The sequence below is a fragment of the Paraflavitalea sp. genome, assembly GCF_059502485.1.
In genome coordinates, this window is sequence record NZ_JCACET010000008.1 from 2,855,743 (window position 1) to 2,872,960 (window position 17,218).

Annotated in this window: 8 protein-coding genes; 5 read left to right on the plus strand and 3 right to left on the minus strand. The window is 46.8% G+C overall.

The genetic code is table 11. From position 1 onward, the window contains the following. Window positions 1-97: 97 nt before the first annotated feature. Both AC5JBY_RS14095 and AC5JBY_RS14100 read right to left on the minus strand, forming a co-directional pair. Window positions 98-2,902, minus strand: coding sequence for a M14 family metallopeptidase (locus tag AC5JBY_RS14095; protein ID WP_495905244.1), 2,805 nt, complete (start codon window positions 2,900-2,902; stop codon window positions 98-100). Between the two features lie 439 nt (window positions 2,903-3,341). Continuing rightward, window positions 3,342-4,844, minus strand: coding sequence for a flavin-containing monooxygenase (locus AC5JBY_RS14100; RefSeq protein ID WP_495905245.1), 1,503 nt, complete (start codon window positions 4,842-4,844; stop codon window positions 3,342-3,344). A gap of 240 nt (window positions 4,845-5,084) precedes the next feature. Between AC5JBY_RS14100 and AC5JBY_RS14105 the strand changes: the two genes are divergently transcribed. Both AC5JBY_RS14105 and AC5JBY_RS14110 read left to right on the plus strand, forming a co-directional pair. After that, entirely contained in the window at window positions 5,085-6,827 is a 1,743-nt protein-coding gene (locus tag AC5JBY_RS14105) for a histidine kinase (RefSeq protein WP_495905246.1), read from the plus strand. A gap of 48 nt (window positions 6,828-6,875) precedes the next feature. Beyond that, on the plus strand, window positions 6,876-7,634 hold the full coding sequence (locus AC5JBY_RS14110; RefSeq protein ID WP_495905247.1) for a LytR/AlgR family response regulator transcription factor: 759 nt from the start codon (window positions 6,876-6,878) through the stop codon (window positions 7,632-7,634). Window positions 7,635-7,903: 269 nt separating this feature from the next. Here AC5JBY_RS14110 and AC5JBY_RS14115 read toward each other — a convergent pair whose 3' ends face one another. Further along, a complete protein-coding gene (locus AC5JBY_RS14115) occupies window positions 7,904-10,258 on the minus strand; it encodes an ATP-binding protein (RefSeq protein ID WP_495905248.1) in 2,355 nt (784 codons plus the stop codon). A gap of 235 nt (window positions 10,259-10,493) precedes the next feature. Between AC5JBY_RS14115 and AC5JBY_RS14120 the strand changes: the two genes are divergently transcribed. From AC5JBY_RS14120 to AC5JBY_RS14130, 3 genes are all read left to right on the plus strand, one after another. Further along, window positions 10,494-11,330, plus strand: a complete 837-nt coding sequence (locus AC5JBY_RS14120) for an isocitrate lyase/PEP mutase family protein (RefSeq protein WP_495905249.1) — start codon at window positions 10,494-10,496, stop codon at window positions 11,328-11,330. A 424-nt stretch (window positions 11,331-11,754) separates the two neighbouring features. After that, complete coding sequence (locus AC5JBY_RS14125) at window positions 11,755-14,088, plus strand: GAF domain-containing protein (protein ID WP_495905250.1); 2,334 nt, start codon at window positions 11,755-11,757, stop codon at window positions 14,086-14,088. Window positions 14,089-14,346: 258 nt separating this feature from the next. Then, window positions 14,347-17,214: a sensor histidine kinase gene (locus AC5JBY_RS14130; RefSeq protein WP_495905251.1), complete on the plus strand. Its 2,868-nt coding sequence runs from the start codon at window positions 14,347-14,349 to the stop codon at window positions 17,212-17,214. Window positions 17,215-17,218: the final 4 nt, after the last annotated feature.

The window sequence follows — 17,218 nt, forward strand, 5'->3', positions numbered from 1 at the left end:
GGCCCCGCCCGCTGAAATAGAACAAAACCGACATGCACAAAAAAAGAGGCTGTCCGGTGAAGGACAGCCTCTTGGAATAATAGAAATATGTTAGATGCTATTCTCCCAGCAACTGGTTGAACAGCATTTTGAACGTACCATGCGTTTGAGCGCGGAAAGTAATCTCCGGGCCAAAAGCATACAACTTACCTGAACCTACAGAAGCTTCGAAAGCAGTTACACCACCTTCAAGATAAGCTTGGCCCCAGGCCCAGCCACTGCGTAAAGGTTTATTGTTTGGGAACCACAGAAGAGGCTTTATGGTTCCTTTCGCTACCGCCTCAGGAGCCAGGGTAAATACAGGACTGGCATCGAAGTAAACATCACAATCATTAGGCAAACCATAAGTAGCCTGTTGAGTAGAATCTAGACTTACCTGTAAAATACTGCCGGGGATATAATACTTCTCACCAGGCAACCTTTGTTCCTCACCGTTCACCATTTCCACCAGCGCATTGCGCACAGGCAGTTTCAGGTGATAAGCAAGACTGGTGCTGGAACCAATAGTCACAACGCGGCCGCCAGCTTCCATGAACTTCTTCAGTTCAGGGATAGATTTCTCAGGAGAGATCCTGCCACGACGTCCACGATATTCTGCGGGGATAGAGCTGTCGCCGGATTGGTTACCAAAACCACCGCCGCCGAAACCACCGCGGCCACCACCTTCAGAAGCAACACCTGGAATAGCGCCACCAACAAATACGATCACATCATATTTGGAACGCAGGTTGCCGGAGTCGATAGTAGGAGGGTAGATAACCTCTGCGTCGAAATGGAATTGCTCAAACAAAAACCGTAACCAGCCAGAAGGCATAGAGCCACCATAAGTATCCCACAAAGCAATACGCAGGTGCTTTACTTCACTCAAACCTGATGGACGTTTGGCAACCGTGCCGCTGTTAACACCATAGTCGGTAGCACTCTTATCGATGATGGATTTGGACTTGGCAGAAGAAGGCACGAAGAAAGAGCCCGCTGCATAACCGGTAACACCATCTTTCATGCGGAATACGGGAGCGCCCGCTTTTAATAACTCATTTACTACAAGGAAAGAGTTGTTGGCAGCGCTGCTCAGTACATAACCGGCAGAAGCCTTGGCAGCTGTACCCTTGGGTAATTGAGCTTCACCGTATGGGATGCGTTGGAATGGACCATCGAAATCTTCGAGGAAACGGTCAAACTGTACACCCATCTGATAAGCCAATGTCCAGCCGGCAGCATCATAAGGAGCTACGGGAGGTCCACCTGGATAACGGAAATCGTTGGGGTGATCCTGAGGCTCAAACATATCCAGCACGTGCGGACGGAAAGCCTGGTTGGTCTTTATTACATAAGAGCCTGCAGGATATTTCTTACCCTTCACGGTAAAATCAGCCGTAGCCTTATGTACCAATACGCCTGTTTTAATCAGCGCATTTACGAATTTAGCAGCAGTAGGGAAGTCTGGCTGATCAGAAGGAAGGATAAAACCACGGGGATCGCGGGTAGCAGGATCTTTCATCACAGAATCGAAAAACTTCACAGGCATACCACCACCGCGGAAGCCACCACCGGCAGCTTCAGCACTTGGACCTTGGCCCTGTCCGCCGCCCCTTGAATTGCCCGTTGTTCTGCGTTGGTCATTCTGAAAAGCAGTATTGATGGCATTCACACGTTTGGGCGAAAGACCCCAGTAATCCTTGCTGCCACGTTCGATGGAGTTCTTACCCATCTTATAAAAATTATACAGCAGCTCATCACGATAGCGAACAGCATAGTTCAATACCGCATAGTTCAATGAGATCGAGTAGTCGATAGACTGACGGAAAAGCCACCTTTGCGGCGTCACAGGAAAAGGTGTCGCGCCGTCAGGGATCAGACGCTGAGGTACCAGCGGCACTTCAGAAGGAGTGGGGCTACCGATGATCTCGGTAAGCAACCCAATAATATTATGAAAATAAGTAGTCGTACGTAAGCCGCCATTATACCAGGTAGAGAAAGTAGAACCGGTACGTTGTGTATAGCCAGGTTTACCCTCAGCATTCAAACGGTTGATCATGGCTGCGCCCACAGCATCGAGGCTGGTCATCAGCAATGGATCAAACACATAGTTGAAAGGATCGCGGTAAGGAGCGCCGGCTACTACAGAGCCTGCAGGGCCAGCCTGGTGGTGGTTATACATGATCTGAGGCAGCCACTCGATATACAGCTGGCGATTCATGTTCTGCGTCTCCTTCAGGTTCATCATGAAGAAGTCACGGTTGTTATCATGCCCGGCATACTTCTCGTACAGGCGGGGCAAACCTTGCAAACTCCGCTTCTTGGGGTCCGATTCTTTCATATACCAGTTGCTCACCAGTTCCTGACCGTCAGGATTGGCATGCACCATCAGGATGATGGCATTGTCAAGAATGCGCATCGTCTCGGGGTCCTTACGGCTCGAAAGCTGGTAGGCAGTTTCGATCAGTTGGTGAGCCCCCACAGTTTCTGTGGCGTGCAGTCCACCGTCGATCCATACGATAGCCTTGCCTTCAGCAGCAAGAGCGCGAGCCTGATCATCAGTCAGGTCTTCTGCATGCGCCAGCTTTTGAGAAATGGACTTGTACTTGTCCAGGTTCTTATGATTCTCCGGAGAAGTAACGATCAGCATCCATTGCGTACGACCTTCTTCCGTAAGCCCCATGTCTACCATTTTTACACGGTCAGAAGCAGCATCCAATTTCTTGAAATAAGCTTCCGCCTGCGTATAAGTAGTAAGCTTATAATCGTCGCCAATATTGAATCCGAAATGCTCCTTCGGAGTGGGGATCGATTGTGCCTGAGACAAGGCGGTGGAAACAAAAAAGAGCAGGGAAAACGTTAAGCAGTGTTTTGTACGACTCATCGAGCAGTAGAATTTATGAAATAATAGGGTTTTCTCATGTGTATAATGCTGTGTTTTGGTTAGTACACACCGATGATCCATCAGACGCCCTTTCCCGAAAATGCCTTTGACAGCAGCCCCGGAAGTTATTCACACATTATGCCCCGTAGATCAAAGCATTACATCCCTTCAAATTTAATGGTAAATCCTGTTAACTGCGCCTGCGAAAAATAGCCACCCTTTCCCTTCGAACGAAAACCCAATCTTCTTTGTCATTTCGAACGAAGCCATTCGAGACTGTAAAGTAATATGCCGTGGCGGCGTAGTGAGAAATCCGCTATCTAAGCAAAGGCATATCGAAGAAAGGGCATATCGAAGTAAACGGATTGCCCGGTCCTTTAGGACCGGGGTAAATATGCTAACTTTCTTTGGGCTTTAGCCCAATTCTCTTTGATAGTGATTAATAAAACTGGTATTCCGCTTTAGTAGTAGGCCGCGAGGCAGTTTCCTGCTTATTGCCACGCAACAATTTGTGATAATCAGCAGGGTTGATAGGCTTCAGGTATTCATGCGGCCAGCGGCTAAGTTTCACAGGTAAGCCCATATCTTTCATGAGCTGGTCGAGGTGCATATAATTGAAAGGAGCGATACAGGTACCGCTAAACTCGGCAGCAATAGGCCTGTCATGCCGGCGCCATTGATCCATAAAGTCCATCTCCGCATTGATAAGACCGGATGAGGGCAGCGACAACCTGTTTTCCATATACCGCACCAGCCAGTTGGCAGCCACCTCCGAAGTAAGGGTAGTAAACAAACTGGAATTGAAGCCCACAAAACCCAGTTGAGGTACGAGTGGATGAATGATATTGCGGAATAGTTGATAACCACCTTGGTTGGAGACGATCAGCTTGCGGTAACTTTCTTCCAGGAAAGGAAGCTCTTGCGTAAAGCCAGTTCCGAATACAATAATATCAGGCGAGATGGATTCCCCGTTTTGCAGGAACACCTGTTTGTCATCCATCCGCGTGATTTCGGTTCGTTTCGCCTGGATCTTTCCACTACTTACATGCTCATAAAAGCCTTCAGGCGCTACGCCCAGACTGCAGCTGATCTGATCTTCAATCCGGTGCTTGGGCACCATATCGCAAGCCTTAAGCTTGAATTGCATTTTCAGCAAGGCTTCCAGTCCGCGCCACTGAGCCCATACCAGCGGTTTACCGGCAGTATGAAGCAATTGTTGAAACAAAGATTTGTGCGGAGCGTTGAAGAAAGCTTCCGACAGGCGGGAGAAAAGCAGGTAGCGCATATTTACTTTGTTGCCAAAATAACGCGGCACTTTCCATTGAGCTTTACGATACAACAGTGTTGTGCTTTCTCCCAGCTCAGCTGACAGCGTAGCTATGTCAGTGGCCGACTTCGCAAAACCAACTACCGCCACCTTCTTGCCACGAAGGATAGATTTATCCTTTACCTGGCTCGAATGCAGTATCTGTCCGCCAGCCTTGATAAAACTTTCACTGCCGGGAAAAGAAGGGATAAATGGCTTATGAAAAGTGCCGGTACAAACCGCCACGAAGTCGAACGATAAAGATTGAGTAGCCTGGTTGGTAAGGTCAGTGAGCTTTATTTCCCAGGTAGCCTGTCGGTATTCCAGTTTATCCACCTGAACGTTGAACCAGATATAAGGCATCACGTTGAACCGCGTTGCATAAGCAGTAAGATAAGCCTGGACCTGGTCACCCGAAGGCCACAAAGGATAATCCTTCGGCATAGGGAAGTCGGAAAAAGCATATTCATCACGGGTGGTTTGAGTGGCTACTCCCACATACGAACGGCTTTTCTCCCACACACCACCAATAGCGGCAGCTTTTTCCAGCACGGTCACGCGGTAGCCCCTTTCCATAAAAGCCTTGGCAGTAGTCAGTCCGCTGATCCCGGCGCCTATAATAGCTACATGTTTCATATTGATCATTTTTTGATTGATGAAGCTAAATTACCGGCCGCCGGAGCCCTGTCACAGCGTGAGTTAATAGAACAGCCCTGTGGCTTAACGGATTTTGCTGGAATCTGCACCCTGAAACCGGCAACTTGTAGCCTGTAAACAGAGCCTCCCGCAAAATCCGTTAAGTCAAACAGCCTATCCACTAAGTAAGACCCCGCTTTTATACCATATTTCCCAATCTTTGCTCAAACCACCCAATACATGAGGAGTCCGGGATCTGTAAAAAGGTTAAGTGTAGTTGTTCTGTTAATGAGCATGATCAGCATTGCTGTTGCCCAGCCGGTCAGCGGCAGGGGCGACTCATGGGAAGAAGTGTTCAGGAATAAAAAAGGTACTGTAATTGCCCTATGGGATGATATAGAGCCATTTATCTATAAAAACAAAGAAGGAATATTGGAAGGAGTGGAGTACGAGATCATGGAATCCATGAGATCGTACCTGCAACTGAAGTATGGGATAGACCTTACCATACAATGGGAACCTGCTGGCAACTTTGATAGCATTTATTACAAGATCAAAAACAGTAAGCAGTCAGGCATATTTGGCTGGTCATACTTTTCCATTACCCCGGCCCGGCAAAAAGAAGTACAGTTCACCATGCCCTACATGCCCGACCTGAACGTGCTGGTTACCAATAATCTGGAGCCTATGTACGCCAGCTCGCAGGAGTTTACGGGCAAAATAAAAGAGATGCGGGCCTATGCCATGGCCAATACCACCATGACGGACGATGTCCTCTCGCTGAAAAAGAATTTCTATCCCGGCTTGCCTGTCATATATAAAGAGGAGGACTATGATGTGATGCGGCACATTGCAACCGATAACAAAGGATTCGGATACATTCCATTGTCTGTATACATCGTAGCCTTGCAAAAAGGCATCAAAGTAAAAAGGCAGCACGTGCTCTCCAGCCGACGCCAGGGATTTGCAGCCGTCATGCCCATGCAGTCCGATTGGAAGCCTGTGATGGATGAATACTTCTCGTCAGATTTGTTTCGCATGAGAGTAGGCCCGATCATAGCCAAACACCTGGGATCAGAAGTGAAAGACCTGGTATTCGAGAACGTGCAGGAAAGCACCCCGGCCCTCGATCTGGTTTCCTTGGAGAAAGAGATCGTTACCAAAAGATTAATGGATACGGCCATAGAAGTACAGAAGCACCGCTCATTCAGGAACATTATGCTGGTGCTATTTTTCTTCGTGATCATATTGTCACTGCTGCTGTACAACCGCTTTCAGACAAAGCAGAAACTAAACCGGCAGCTGAGCGCCAAGAACGACCAGATAGAACAGATGAACCAGCTGCTGAAGCTGAAAATATTACAGGCGAGAATGAACCCGCATTTCTTGTTCAACTCGCTCAACTCGATACAGTACTTTGTTACCGGCGATGACAAAAAAGCCACCCTCCAATACATGGGCCGCTTCTCGGTCTTTCTGCGGAAGGTGATCAACTTTGGAGATGAGCTGTTCATAAATGTGAAAGAAGAAGCAGAGCTGTTGACGGAATACCTGTGGTTGGAACAATGCCGCTTTCAGGATAAATTTGATTATGAGGTCAAAGTGGCGCCGGGCACAAACGCTGCATCCACCTTGCCATTGTTGACCCTTAGCCTGGTGGAAGAGGCGCTATACAGAGGAGTGCTGAACAACAGCAATGGACACAGAGGAAAACTAACGGTCGAGTTTGTAAACAAGCAGGACACACTGGTGGTAACTGTGACAGATAATGGTATGACACGCAGTGAAGCCGGCAAGCTGGAAAAGCGCAAAGGGATGCTCAATGGAGATGATACCATGCTCCAGCGCCGCATAGAGCAGTTCAACGCACAGGGAAAAAGGAAGATCACAAGCAATAAAGGAATAGAAGAAGAGAACGGAGCTTCACTCAATACGGCTACATTGGAAATACCACAGCCTTTATTTGAGCAGGTCCGTTTTTAATAAACACAACAAACCCGTTGAAACAACATAACCATTATAACTTTTGCTATGAAATACAAAGCCATTATCGTTGAAGATGAAACAATGAACAGCGACTTCCTGAAGCACCTGCTGCGGGAGTTCTGTCCCAATATAGAAGTGGCAGGAGCAGCCTCCAATGTGGAAGATGCGGTGTCCGCCATCAACACACAGCAGCCACAGATCGTTTTCATGGACATTGAACTGCAAACCGCTACAGGCTTTGACGTACTCCAACAGGTAAAAGACCAGGACTTTGAGGTCATTTTTACAACAGCCTATGACCATTATGCAATCAAGGCTATTAAGTTCAGCGCCATCGACTACCTGCTTAAGCCCATCAATTTTGAAGAACTGCAGCAGGCGGTAAACAAAGCAATAGAAAGCCTGCAGGTAAAAGAAAAAGAGAATAAACTGGAGTTGTTGATCAGGAATGTACGGCGTCCGGTAGGTGAAGATTTCTCCATCAGTTTGGCCACTTCAGAAGGAGTAGAATATGTGCCCCTCAGCCAGATCATTAGGTTAGAGGCCAAAGGTCCCTATACGACATTCTTTATGAAAAACGGCAATAGCCTGATGGTCTGCAAGAACCTCAAAGAATATGAGCTCCTGCTCACGGATTACGGCTTCTTCCGCTTGCACAATTCCTATATGGTCAACATGAAAGAAGTAAAGAAGATGGTCAAAGCCGACGGCGGATACGCAGTCATGAACGACGACGCCATGATCGCCATCTCCCCCAAAAAGAAAGACGAATTCCTCTCCCTGATGTCCCAACGATTAGTGTAGAAAAATATGCTAACTGATGTAATGGCATTTCTGTTTTGAACAAGGAACCCTCTTTCTTGTCATTTCGAACCCTGCAATACGCACCCGCATCTGCAACCAGCACACAGGGTGAGAAATCTGCTATCGAAGAAAAAGAGGACCTAACAAGGCAATCAAAGCAAGAGACAATCGGAAAAGCTACCGAAGCAAACGGAATTGCCCGGTCCTTTAGGGCCGGGGATACGGATTCCCCCCAACCCCACTGGGCTTTAGCCCAATTAGACGCCCCCTCACTCAAACTCTTTCAAATCCGCCACAGCCTGCTTACAAACCAAATTAACCTTCTCAAAAAGCTGCGAAATCTTATCCGCATCCTCCGATGCCATAGCCAGCTTCTCCATAGTCAGCAACTCAGAGCCAATAGCGGGTGTAAGCCCGAAAAAGCCAATGGTGTTACGTAGTGAATGCGTGGTTTTGTAAATAGTCTTGAAATCCTCCTTGCCAATAGCCGTTTTCAGCTTGGCAAGATCACGCGGATTCTGTTTCCGGAAGATGGAGATCATTTCATTGATGAAAGCCCTGTTATTACTCGTTTGTTGAACGAGAAAGGAGAGATCTATACGGGGAATAGAAGCATTGGAAGACGTAGAAGAAGATTGATGATGCAACACCTGCGCCCAATGAGCGATCTTGTCCAGCAGATCATGCTCTTTGAAAGGCTTGGCGAGGTAATCATTCATGCCGGCTTGCAGACATTTTTCCCTTTCTCCGGATAAAGCATGAGCAGTCATAGCGATAATGGGCGTCGCGAGGTGAAGCTCATCCCTGATCAGCTGAGTCGTTTTATAGCCATCCATTACGGGCATTTGAATGTCCATGAGGATGAGATCAGCTTGCTTCTCCTTCAAATATTCAATAGCCTTTTTACCATTCCGCGCCACAATCACCTCGAAATCTTGTGCATGTAAAATGATAGAAGTCAACTTCTGGTTCATAAGATTATCTTCCACAACAAGGACTTTCCGGAGCGAGAAGAATTGCCGGCGCGCATTACTTTCCCGGGAAGAGGCAAGCAGTTGTTCCTGCGCTTTACGGTAGGGGATGATAAAAGTGCATTCCGTGCCCGAACCCTCTTTGCTGGTAATGGAAATGGTGCCACCCAACAATTCTACAAGCTGTTTGGTAATGGCCAGCCCCAGTCCGGTACCACCATACTTACGGGTAATATGAGTATCCACTTGGGTAAAACGTTCAAAGATGGAGTCGATCTTATCAGCCGGAATACCAATACCGGTATCTCGTACACTAAAACACAATTCCACGCCATCCTCTGTTTCATGCTGAATGATACAGTTGACGTATACACCGCCCGATTCCGTAAACTTGATGGCATTACCCATCAGGTTCACCAGTATTTGCGTCAGCCGCATGGGATCGCCCAATACCGGAAAACTGATACCCATGTCTACACTGCAGTTGAGGCGCAGGTCTTTGCCACTGGCTTTGGAAGAAAACATCACCTGTAGCGAGTGCATCAATTCAGGGACACTGAAAGCGATAGATTCAGTAAGGAATTTACCGGCATCCAGCTTCGATAGATCGAGAATATCATTGATGATGGAGAGCAGAGTTTTACCCGAAGTGTTGATTGCTTCCAGGTAATCCTGCTGAACAGTATCCAGCGTTGTTTTCTGCAACAGGTCAGTAAAGCCAAGGATGGCGCCCAGAGGCGTACGCAACTCATGACTCATATTGGCCACAAAGTCGGCTTTGGCACGTGCCGATTCCTCTGCCAGTGCACGGGAGCGCTCCATTTCCTCCTCTACCTGCTTGCGTTCAAAAAAAGTAGGGATGTTATAGTTGGCTGCCGAAGCATAATGTTTTTCATGCGAAGCATTGAACCGCTCAAGATGTTCATGGATCTTATGAGGGGGCGACATGATGAACGTACAGCGTGCATCACCTTTGGCCCTGCAGCTAACCTCTACAGCCGTCAGTTCGATGCCGAAGCTCTCCTCACACCAGCCCGAAGAATAACCGGCATTCATAATACAAACCGGCTCCTTCGACAACACGCCTGCCCGTGCCCACGAATCAGCTTCAAAAGAATAAGGATGATCATAGATCAGACAGAAGTTTTCATCCGGGCTGGGATTGCTGTCAGCAGAAATATCTACGAAAGCCCAGCCGGAATAAGCAAAATGAACAGGGCCGGCCGATAATTTGGCAATAGGATCAGTTACGTGCATACGCGAATGAAAATCCCGCGCGTCATGCAGCCCTATCACATGCGCATAATCGAACAGGAAATTACGGCCAATGGCAAAAGCTTCACTTTCACCCTTATCGGCATATAAACGTTGAATAGTTTCCAGGAATCCTTTGGAAAAAGCAGAGGCCCTCACCAGCACATACCGCTGATCGTTGATCTCGATAGTACCCTTGGAGGGGTCCATGCGAAGGTCTTTGAAATATTCCCGTACCGTTTGCTGGGCAATATCAAAAAGAGGCTGCATGGCCGGCGGTACGGTAACCGAATGTTTGGCAGGCAACAAACTGAGGTCACGCCTGAGCATGGCGTTCTCCAGTTCGAGCGTCTCCACACGTTGCAAAAGAGCAGTTACATCAGGTAACGTTGATGACATACAATCAATTTACGTTGCAGCTAAAGAGTGATACAAGAGATAAAATTAACGGTTGAAGACACAAAAACAGAAAATGCTTAATAAAAAGCCCCTTTCACTTAACGGAATCACCAGCATTCTCCTGCACAGTCAGGCCGCTCAAAGCGGCCAGACTATACTCCAGACTCCGAACTCTCGACGCTGAACTCACCATTCTTCCTTAACTTCAACCAATAGCAAATGAAAAATAAAAACCATGTACACCGAACTACAGGTCAATAACGCCGTTACCTTCAAATCCCTCCATGAACGGGCGGGCATATTCGCATTTCCCAACCCTTGGGATGCGGGCTCTGCAAAAATGCTGACAGCCCTCGGATTTGAGGCCCTGGCCACCACCAGTGCCGGACTGGCCTTTTCACTGGGCAAGCCAGATGGGGAAGGAGCACTTACCCGTTCCGACACCTTGGCCAACGCCCGGGCTATTGTGGAAGCTACTCCACTACCGGTAGCCGCCGATCTGGAAAACGGTTATGGTGATGAACCGGAAGATTGCGCAGCCACCATTTTGCGTGCAGCAGAAATTGGCCTGGTGGGAGGCTCTATAGAAGATGCTACGGGGCGGCCGGAAGATACGATCTATCCATTCGAACAGTCTGTTGAGCGGGTAAAAGCAGCCGTACAGGCGGCACGCAGTTTGCCCTTTCCCTTCACGCTCACTGCCCGTGCGGAGAACCTGATCTATGGCCGGCCCGATTTAAAAGATACCATCCGAAGGTTGGAAGCCTACGCCGAAGCAGGAGCCGATGTGCTCTTTGCTCCTGGTCTCAAAAATGAAGAAGAAATACAGGCAGTAGTGAAAGCGGTGGCGCCTAAACCAGTGAATGTAGTAATAGGATTGGGCATAACCGGCTTGTCACTTGAAACACTGAGCAAATTAGGAGTGAAACGTGTTAGTTTGGGATCGTCGCTTGTCCGTGCTGCCTACAGTAGTTTCCTACGAGCCGCAGAAGAGATCAAAGAAAAAGGAACATTCAGTTTCACACAAGGAACAACATCTTATACAGATATAAATAAACTGCTGAGATCATGAACTTGTATAGTCAGGCCGCTCAAAGCGGCCAGACTGAGTTGAGTGTTGTGAAGTTGTTTAGTACCGGTTTAGTTCGTTACGTCGCTCTGCGAGGCTTGCAGCCTCGCAGTCCTATTCCGGGGCTTTTAGCCCCAACGCTGGTATAGCAACAGTGCCTTGTCAACCTATTAACCTGTCAACATATCAACCAAAAGAAAAGCCCCGCATAGAAATGCAGGGCGACACTAATCAAATTCGTTAACCATTAAACCTTATCCTTTCTATTATAACAAGTATTCAGACTTGCTGTACCAAAGAAAAACCGGAATAATTTTTAACCATCAGAAATGAATGGAAAAACTGATGCAAGCAGTGCCAAAAACACGCCGTGCATCATGAAAGCAAGTGTTGGAGTATAGAAAAAACATTATAGGGGATACCTGCCATGAAAAAACAAATACTGGATTATACCACCGAAGCCTGGAGTACACAACAAATTACCTGTACACTTTCATTTCAGCCCTTCCTTCAATGGCTGCAACAACGTGTGACCACTGAAACATCTGCCAAAGTACATTTCTATAAAATGGTGCTGCAGCGCTTGGAAACATGGCCCGGCATACAGGAAGATATTCTGGTAGAGAATATTTACCAGTACGAAGAACTGTTGGAATGGATATACGCCTGCCTCACACCAGTTGCAACACCAGAGCAGGATATCATGTGGGCCTTATGGGTGCCGGTACAGCCAATCATGATCTATGGCACCGATACTTTTTACGAGCTGATCCAATCGCATAAAATTGACCTTCGTCATCGTACACCTGAAGATTTCCGGCGTGAACAATTACAGATGGTATATACCTACATACTAAAAAAGATATACCATTTCAATCCCAGGCAAAACGAATACTACCACGCCTACCTTAATCCGGCCACCAACCTGTTGCAATACTATACTATCGACATCAACGCCGATTTTATAGAAGTGATCCCCAATGGTCCCTTACCACAACTTAGCAGGCAGCAGCTTGCCAACTTGCTGCAGGAAGGAGCGGGCTACGCAGCATTGGAAAATATACTTCCGCTGAACCTCTTCCGCTTCCGGGGTATTTCAGTCTCTACCATCACAGATGTGACAGCTCATCATGCTCTTGATAACCTCCGGCAGGTACGCCTTACCCGTGATCCCGACGAACGGGAGGCCGCTTACCAGCAGGTTATTCGTTCACTTAAAACACTCGTGCGCAACGATAAGACCCAGTTCGATCTGTTCCCGATGGTGCTGGTAAATGGCCGTTACGTCTATGGTTATGAAGTAGGCGGCACGGGTATCTTGTATTCCGTGTGGGGCGATCGCACACTCACTCCCGAACAATTTGAAATGCAGGCAGCATCGTATGCAGCCAATCCAAAAGCCTTCTTCTCACCCGATGTTCGGAAAGAAGAGGCCACCGGAATGAATCGATGGCTCATTCACTTCGTAGAAGCAGGCGTTCGTTCCTTAGCTACCTTGCCCGTATTCTATGCACAAAAAATGGTAGGCACCTTCTGCATGTACACACTGGGAGATGAAACATTCGATGAACGCAACTTCACCTTGCTGGAAACCGCCATGCCAGCCATCGGACAAATATTGCAGATATTTATAGATGAATTTAATCTCGAGATAGAGGACATCATCCGCGAAAGGTATACATCCGTTCAGCCAGCCGTACAATGGAAGTTCAGAGAAGCCGCCTGGCAACACCTCTACCACACGAAAAAGCAACTACCGCCAACCCGTTACCCAATTCAGTTTAAAAACCTATACCCCCTGTACGGAGCAATTGATATTAGAAGCTCCAGCACAGAAAGAAACAAAGCCATCATTCTCGACCTCGGCGCACACTTGCAGCTCCTGAACAATACCCTCAATAATCTTAAGTCGGCACATCCCTCTCCACTGATGGAGCAAATGAACTACACTATACACAAATGGCAACAGGTACTCGCGCAGGGCACACTGACGGCAACAGATGAAACAAACATCAATGCCTTCCTCTCCGGTGAATCAGGCGCCTGGATCGAGCACCTCGCTACACAACATCCGGATGCCAGAAAAGCCATAGATGATTACCGGCAGATAATTAATGACGAACAAAGCATAGTCTTTGCGGCCAGGCAGGCATTGGAAACATCCATGCAACTCATCAACAGCAGAGTAGGGGCCTACCTCGATGAAGAGAATACCCAATTACAAAAACAATACCCCTGCTACTTCGAAAAGTTCCGGACCGACGGAATAGAATACGATTGCTATATTGGACAGTCAATCTCACCTGATAAGCCATTCAATCATTTTCACCTTAAGAGTTTGCGATTATGGCAACTCACATCCATGGCAGCCATTGCACGGCTTACCCATTCACTGATAGCAGAAATGCCGGTCCAGCTACAAACCACACAACTCATCTTTGTACATAACACACCTATTGATATTACCTTCCGTACAGATGAACGACGCTTCGATGTGGAAGGTGCCTACAACATCCGCTATCAGGTGATCAAAAAAAGGATTGACAAAGTACATGTGCGCCATACCGGACAGCGACTTACACAACCCGGCACATTGGCCATCATCTATTTTCACCGCAGCGATCTCGACGATTATATGCCCTCATTACAATACCTGCAGGAAACAGGCGTTTTCCTGCCCAACATCGAAGAATTGGAACTGGAAGACCTGCAGGGCGTTGCTGGCCTGCGCGCACTACGCGTAACCATTGCAACCAGTTAACCCTACCCCTAACTCTAACGATATACTGTATATGCTAAATAATCTATATGCATCTTCGGATTAGAGTGGCCGGGATACCTGTCTTTTTTGTAGCTTTAACAGGATCACCGCTTAACCAGGCCTTAATCCTTTGTGATGTACTTTCTTATCAGTGCAACCCTTATACCTATTGCTGTCCTGCAATTTGTTCTGCTTGCCATTGCCACATTGAAGTCGGTTATACGCAGGCTTCTGCTCATTTTTTTTCTCACCCTGGCAATGATACATACAGCTACCGCCCAGGAGTACGGGTACCGGCATTATGATGTGAAAGATGGATTGGCTGGCTCCGCCGTATACGATATCTACCAGGATAAAGAAGGATTTATGTGGACTGCTACCGAAACAGGCGTGAGCCGGTTTGACGGTACACACTTCAGGAACTTCACAGTGAAAGATGGATTACCTGATAATTCCATCATCCGTATTTATGGCGATTCCCAGGGAAGGATTTGGCTAATACCTTTTAAACATGCCATTTGCTATTACTATCAAGGTAAGATATACAATCAGCAAAATGATACCGCATTACAAAAGATAAAATTGACCGACTATGTCATAGGCATTTGTGAAGATACGATGAGCAATATTTGGTTGTTGGAAGCCACTGGGCTATACCAGATCACCCCTGCTAATAAAGTAATACTTGTTAAACAGTTCGCAAGAGGATCATTTGTAAAAATGAGTAGATGTGGTACAGAGATTTGGCTGGTTGCTCAAACAGGTGACGCCTATCAGGTCGGCAAGGGAAAGTTCATATGGCGCAGCTGGATAGCATTTCCGTTGAAAGGAGGTGCAGATCAGGTGATCATACGGAAGGATGTATATTGTTGGCTTGTAACATCTGAAAGGCTACATATTAAAGCTCCTGCCCGCAACTTGGAATATGAATATGATGTTCCTCCAATAAATACTATCCGGGAGGTCAATGACTCTGTCATCTGCCTCAATACAACACAGGGAACAATACTCTTCAACATCATTACCCGTAAAAACGAAAAACATTTTCTGGTCAATAAGCATATAAGCAAATGTCTGCCCGATAAGGAAGGCGGACTTTGGTTCTCTACACTCAATGAAGGAATATACCACCTTGGTTCAACCATGGTTACGAACTTCAAAACAATTCTTCCTAATGGCTTGAAACTGAGCGTAAACGATTTGCAAAAATACAACAACGCTATATGGGCCGCATTGGATATGGGGTACCTGCTGGAGATACGCGATAATACTCCCCGTTTCATACCGGTAGATAGAATACATAACCAACCGTCAAGGAATCCGGTATCGGTTATTTCTGTCACTGGTAATAGTATGGCCATTGGGAATGGACGAGAGAGCTATTTGAAAAAAGGAAATAGCGTAAGCAGGATTTCTCATGAAACAGGTGCTATAAAAGATATAGCCTGGAAAAACGATGCTGAAATAATTGTAGCAGCCTCTAATGCTTTGTATGAGTCGTCGGGAGGCCGCAGTTGGACCTTCGAAGTATTATGGATGGGAAGGACCACTTGTTTGTTCTACAGGAATGATTCCATTTACTTCGGTACCCTGAATGGGCTATACATACTAAGCCGGAAGTCCGGCAGAAAAATATTTTCTTTTGGAGATACAAGTAAGCTTTTGCAGAGCCGTATATCAGATATAAAGGAAGGAGAGGATGGTATTATATGGGTGGCCACCAGTGAAGAGGGGATAATAGCATTAAAGAATAACCGGATAGTAAGGCGGTTGAACGAGTCGAACGGCTTAAGCAGTAACCTGGTACGTTGTATGGCAGTAGATACAGGTTGTATCTGGGTGGGCACAAACAAGGGGGTAAACAAGGTTGACCTCCGTGCCAATCCTGTAACGACCACAAAATATTCGTCTTCTGACGGATTAAGCGCAGATATAATCAATGCCATATTGATAGATGGAGACAACATATATATCGGTACACCGGATGGGATCGACCGTTTTAATAAAAGAGAGCGGTTCCCTTCCGCACAATGCCACTTGAAGATGCAGGCTGTTTATAAAGGCGGGAAAGAATTGCCACCTGCCAACTACTATAACCTGAACTACAAAGAAAATAACATCCGGTTTGATTATGTGGCGATATCATATAAGGCTGCAAATGATATAATATACTCCTACAGACTCAAGGGCGAGGACACTACTTGGAAAACAACCCGGCAAACTTCACTCGAATTTATTTCCCTGCCTTCCGGTAAGCACAAATTTGAATTACAGGCCATCAATAAATTTGGAGTAAACAGCGAATTATATACAGCAGACATCTACGTGCAGTCGCCTTATTGGCAGACAGCCTGGTTTTTCATTGGTTGCCTGCTGGTTACGGCCGGCATCACATGGGGAATATTGACAAGAAGAAATATTTATAAAAAGGCACGAGAGGCCGAAAAGCAGGAAATAGAGCAGGAGCTATTGGAACTGGAGCAAAAAGCATTACGGGCACAAATAAATCCCCATTTTATCTTCAACTGCCTGAACTCAGTACAGAGCTATATTATCGACAAGGATATGTCGGGAGCTAATAAATACCTGGCCCAGTTTGCACACCTCATCAGACAAACCCTCGACAATTCTATGCATTCGCTTGTCACAGTAGCCGATGAAATGAAGTATATCAATACTTATCTCGGTCTGGAGCAGATGCGGTCTAAGAATAAATTCACATTCACAATACAGAATAACCTGCCGGGTGATTCTACTCAATTATTGATGCCAGGAATGCTATTACAGCCGTTTATAGAAAATGCGATACATCACGGTATCCAAAACAAACCGGGTGATGATGGGCATATCGATATTGACTTCTTTTGCCACGACAAAATGATTGATTGCGTTATCAAAGACAATGGAATAGGAAGAAAGAAGGCGATGGTGATGAAGTTAGCCCGTTCAGTGGAGTACCGTTCAAGAGGGATGCAGTTGGTGCTGGAAAGGATTCAGGTGCTCAATAAAGGGCTTGATAAACCTATCTCGGTACAAATAACAGATCGGGTAGATGCGCTGGGGCAGGCAACTGGCACAATAGTGCAGATTTGCTTTCCCGAAAACAAAGCAGACCATAGAAACTAACCAT

Bases quoted from the DNA above. Each gene is read 5' to 3' on its own strand.
- AC5JBY_RS14110 (WP_495905247.1), top strand. From the start codon at position 6,876: ATGAAATACAAAGCCATTATCGTTGAAGATGAAACAATGAACAGCGAC.
- AC5JBY_RS14095 (WP_495905244.1), bottom strand. From the start codon at position 2,902: ATGAGTCGTACAAAACACTGCTTAACGTTTTCCCTGCTCTTTTTTGTT.
- AC5JBY_RS14120 (WP_495905249.1), top strand. From the start codon at position 10,494: ATGTACACCGAACTACAGGTCAATAACGCCGTTACCTTCAAATCCCTC.
- AC5JBY_RS14105 (WP_495905246.1), top strand. From the start codon at position 5,085: ATGAGGAGTCCGGGATCTGTAAAAAGGTTAAGTGTAGTTGTTCTGTTA.
- AC5JBY_RS14115 (WP_495905248.1), bottom strand. From the start codon at position 10,258: ATGTCATCAACGTTACCTGATGTAACTGCTCTTTTGCAACGTGTGGAG.
- AC5JBY_RS14100 (WP_495905245.1), bottom strand. From the start codon at position 4,844: ATGAAACATGTAGCTATTATAGGCGCCGGGATCAGCGGACTGACTACT.
- AC5JBY_RS14130 (WP_495905251.1), top strand. From the start codon at position 14,347: ATGATACATACAGCTACCGCCCAGGAGTACGGGTACCGGCATTATGAT.
- AC5JBY_RS14125 (WP_495905250.1), top strand. From the start codon at position 11,755: ATGAAAAAACAAATACTGGATTATACCACCGAAGCCTGGAGTACACAA.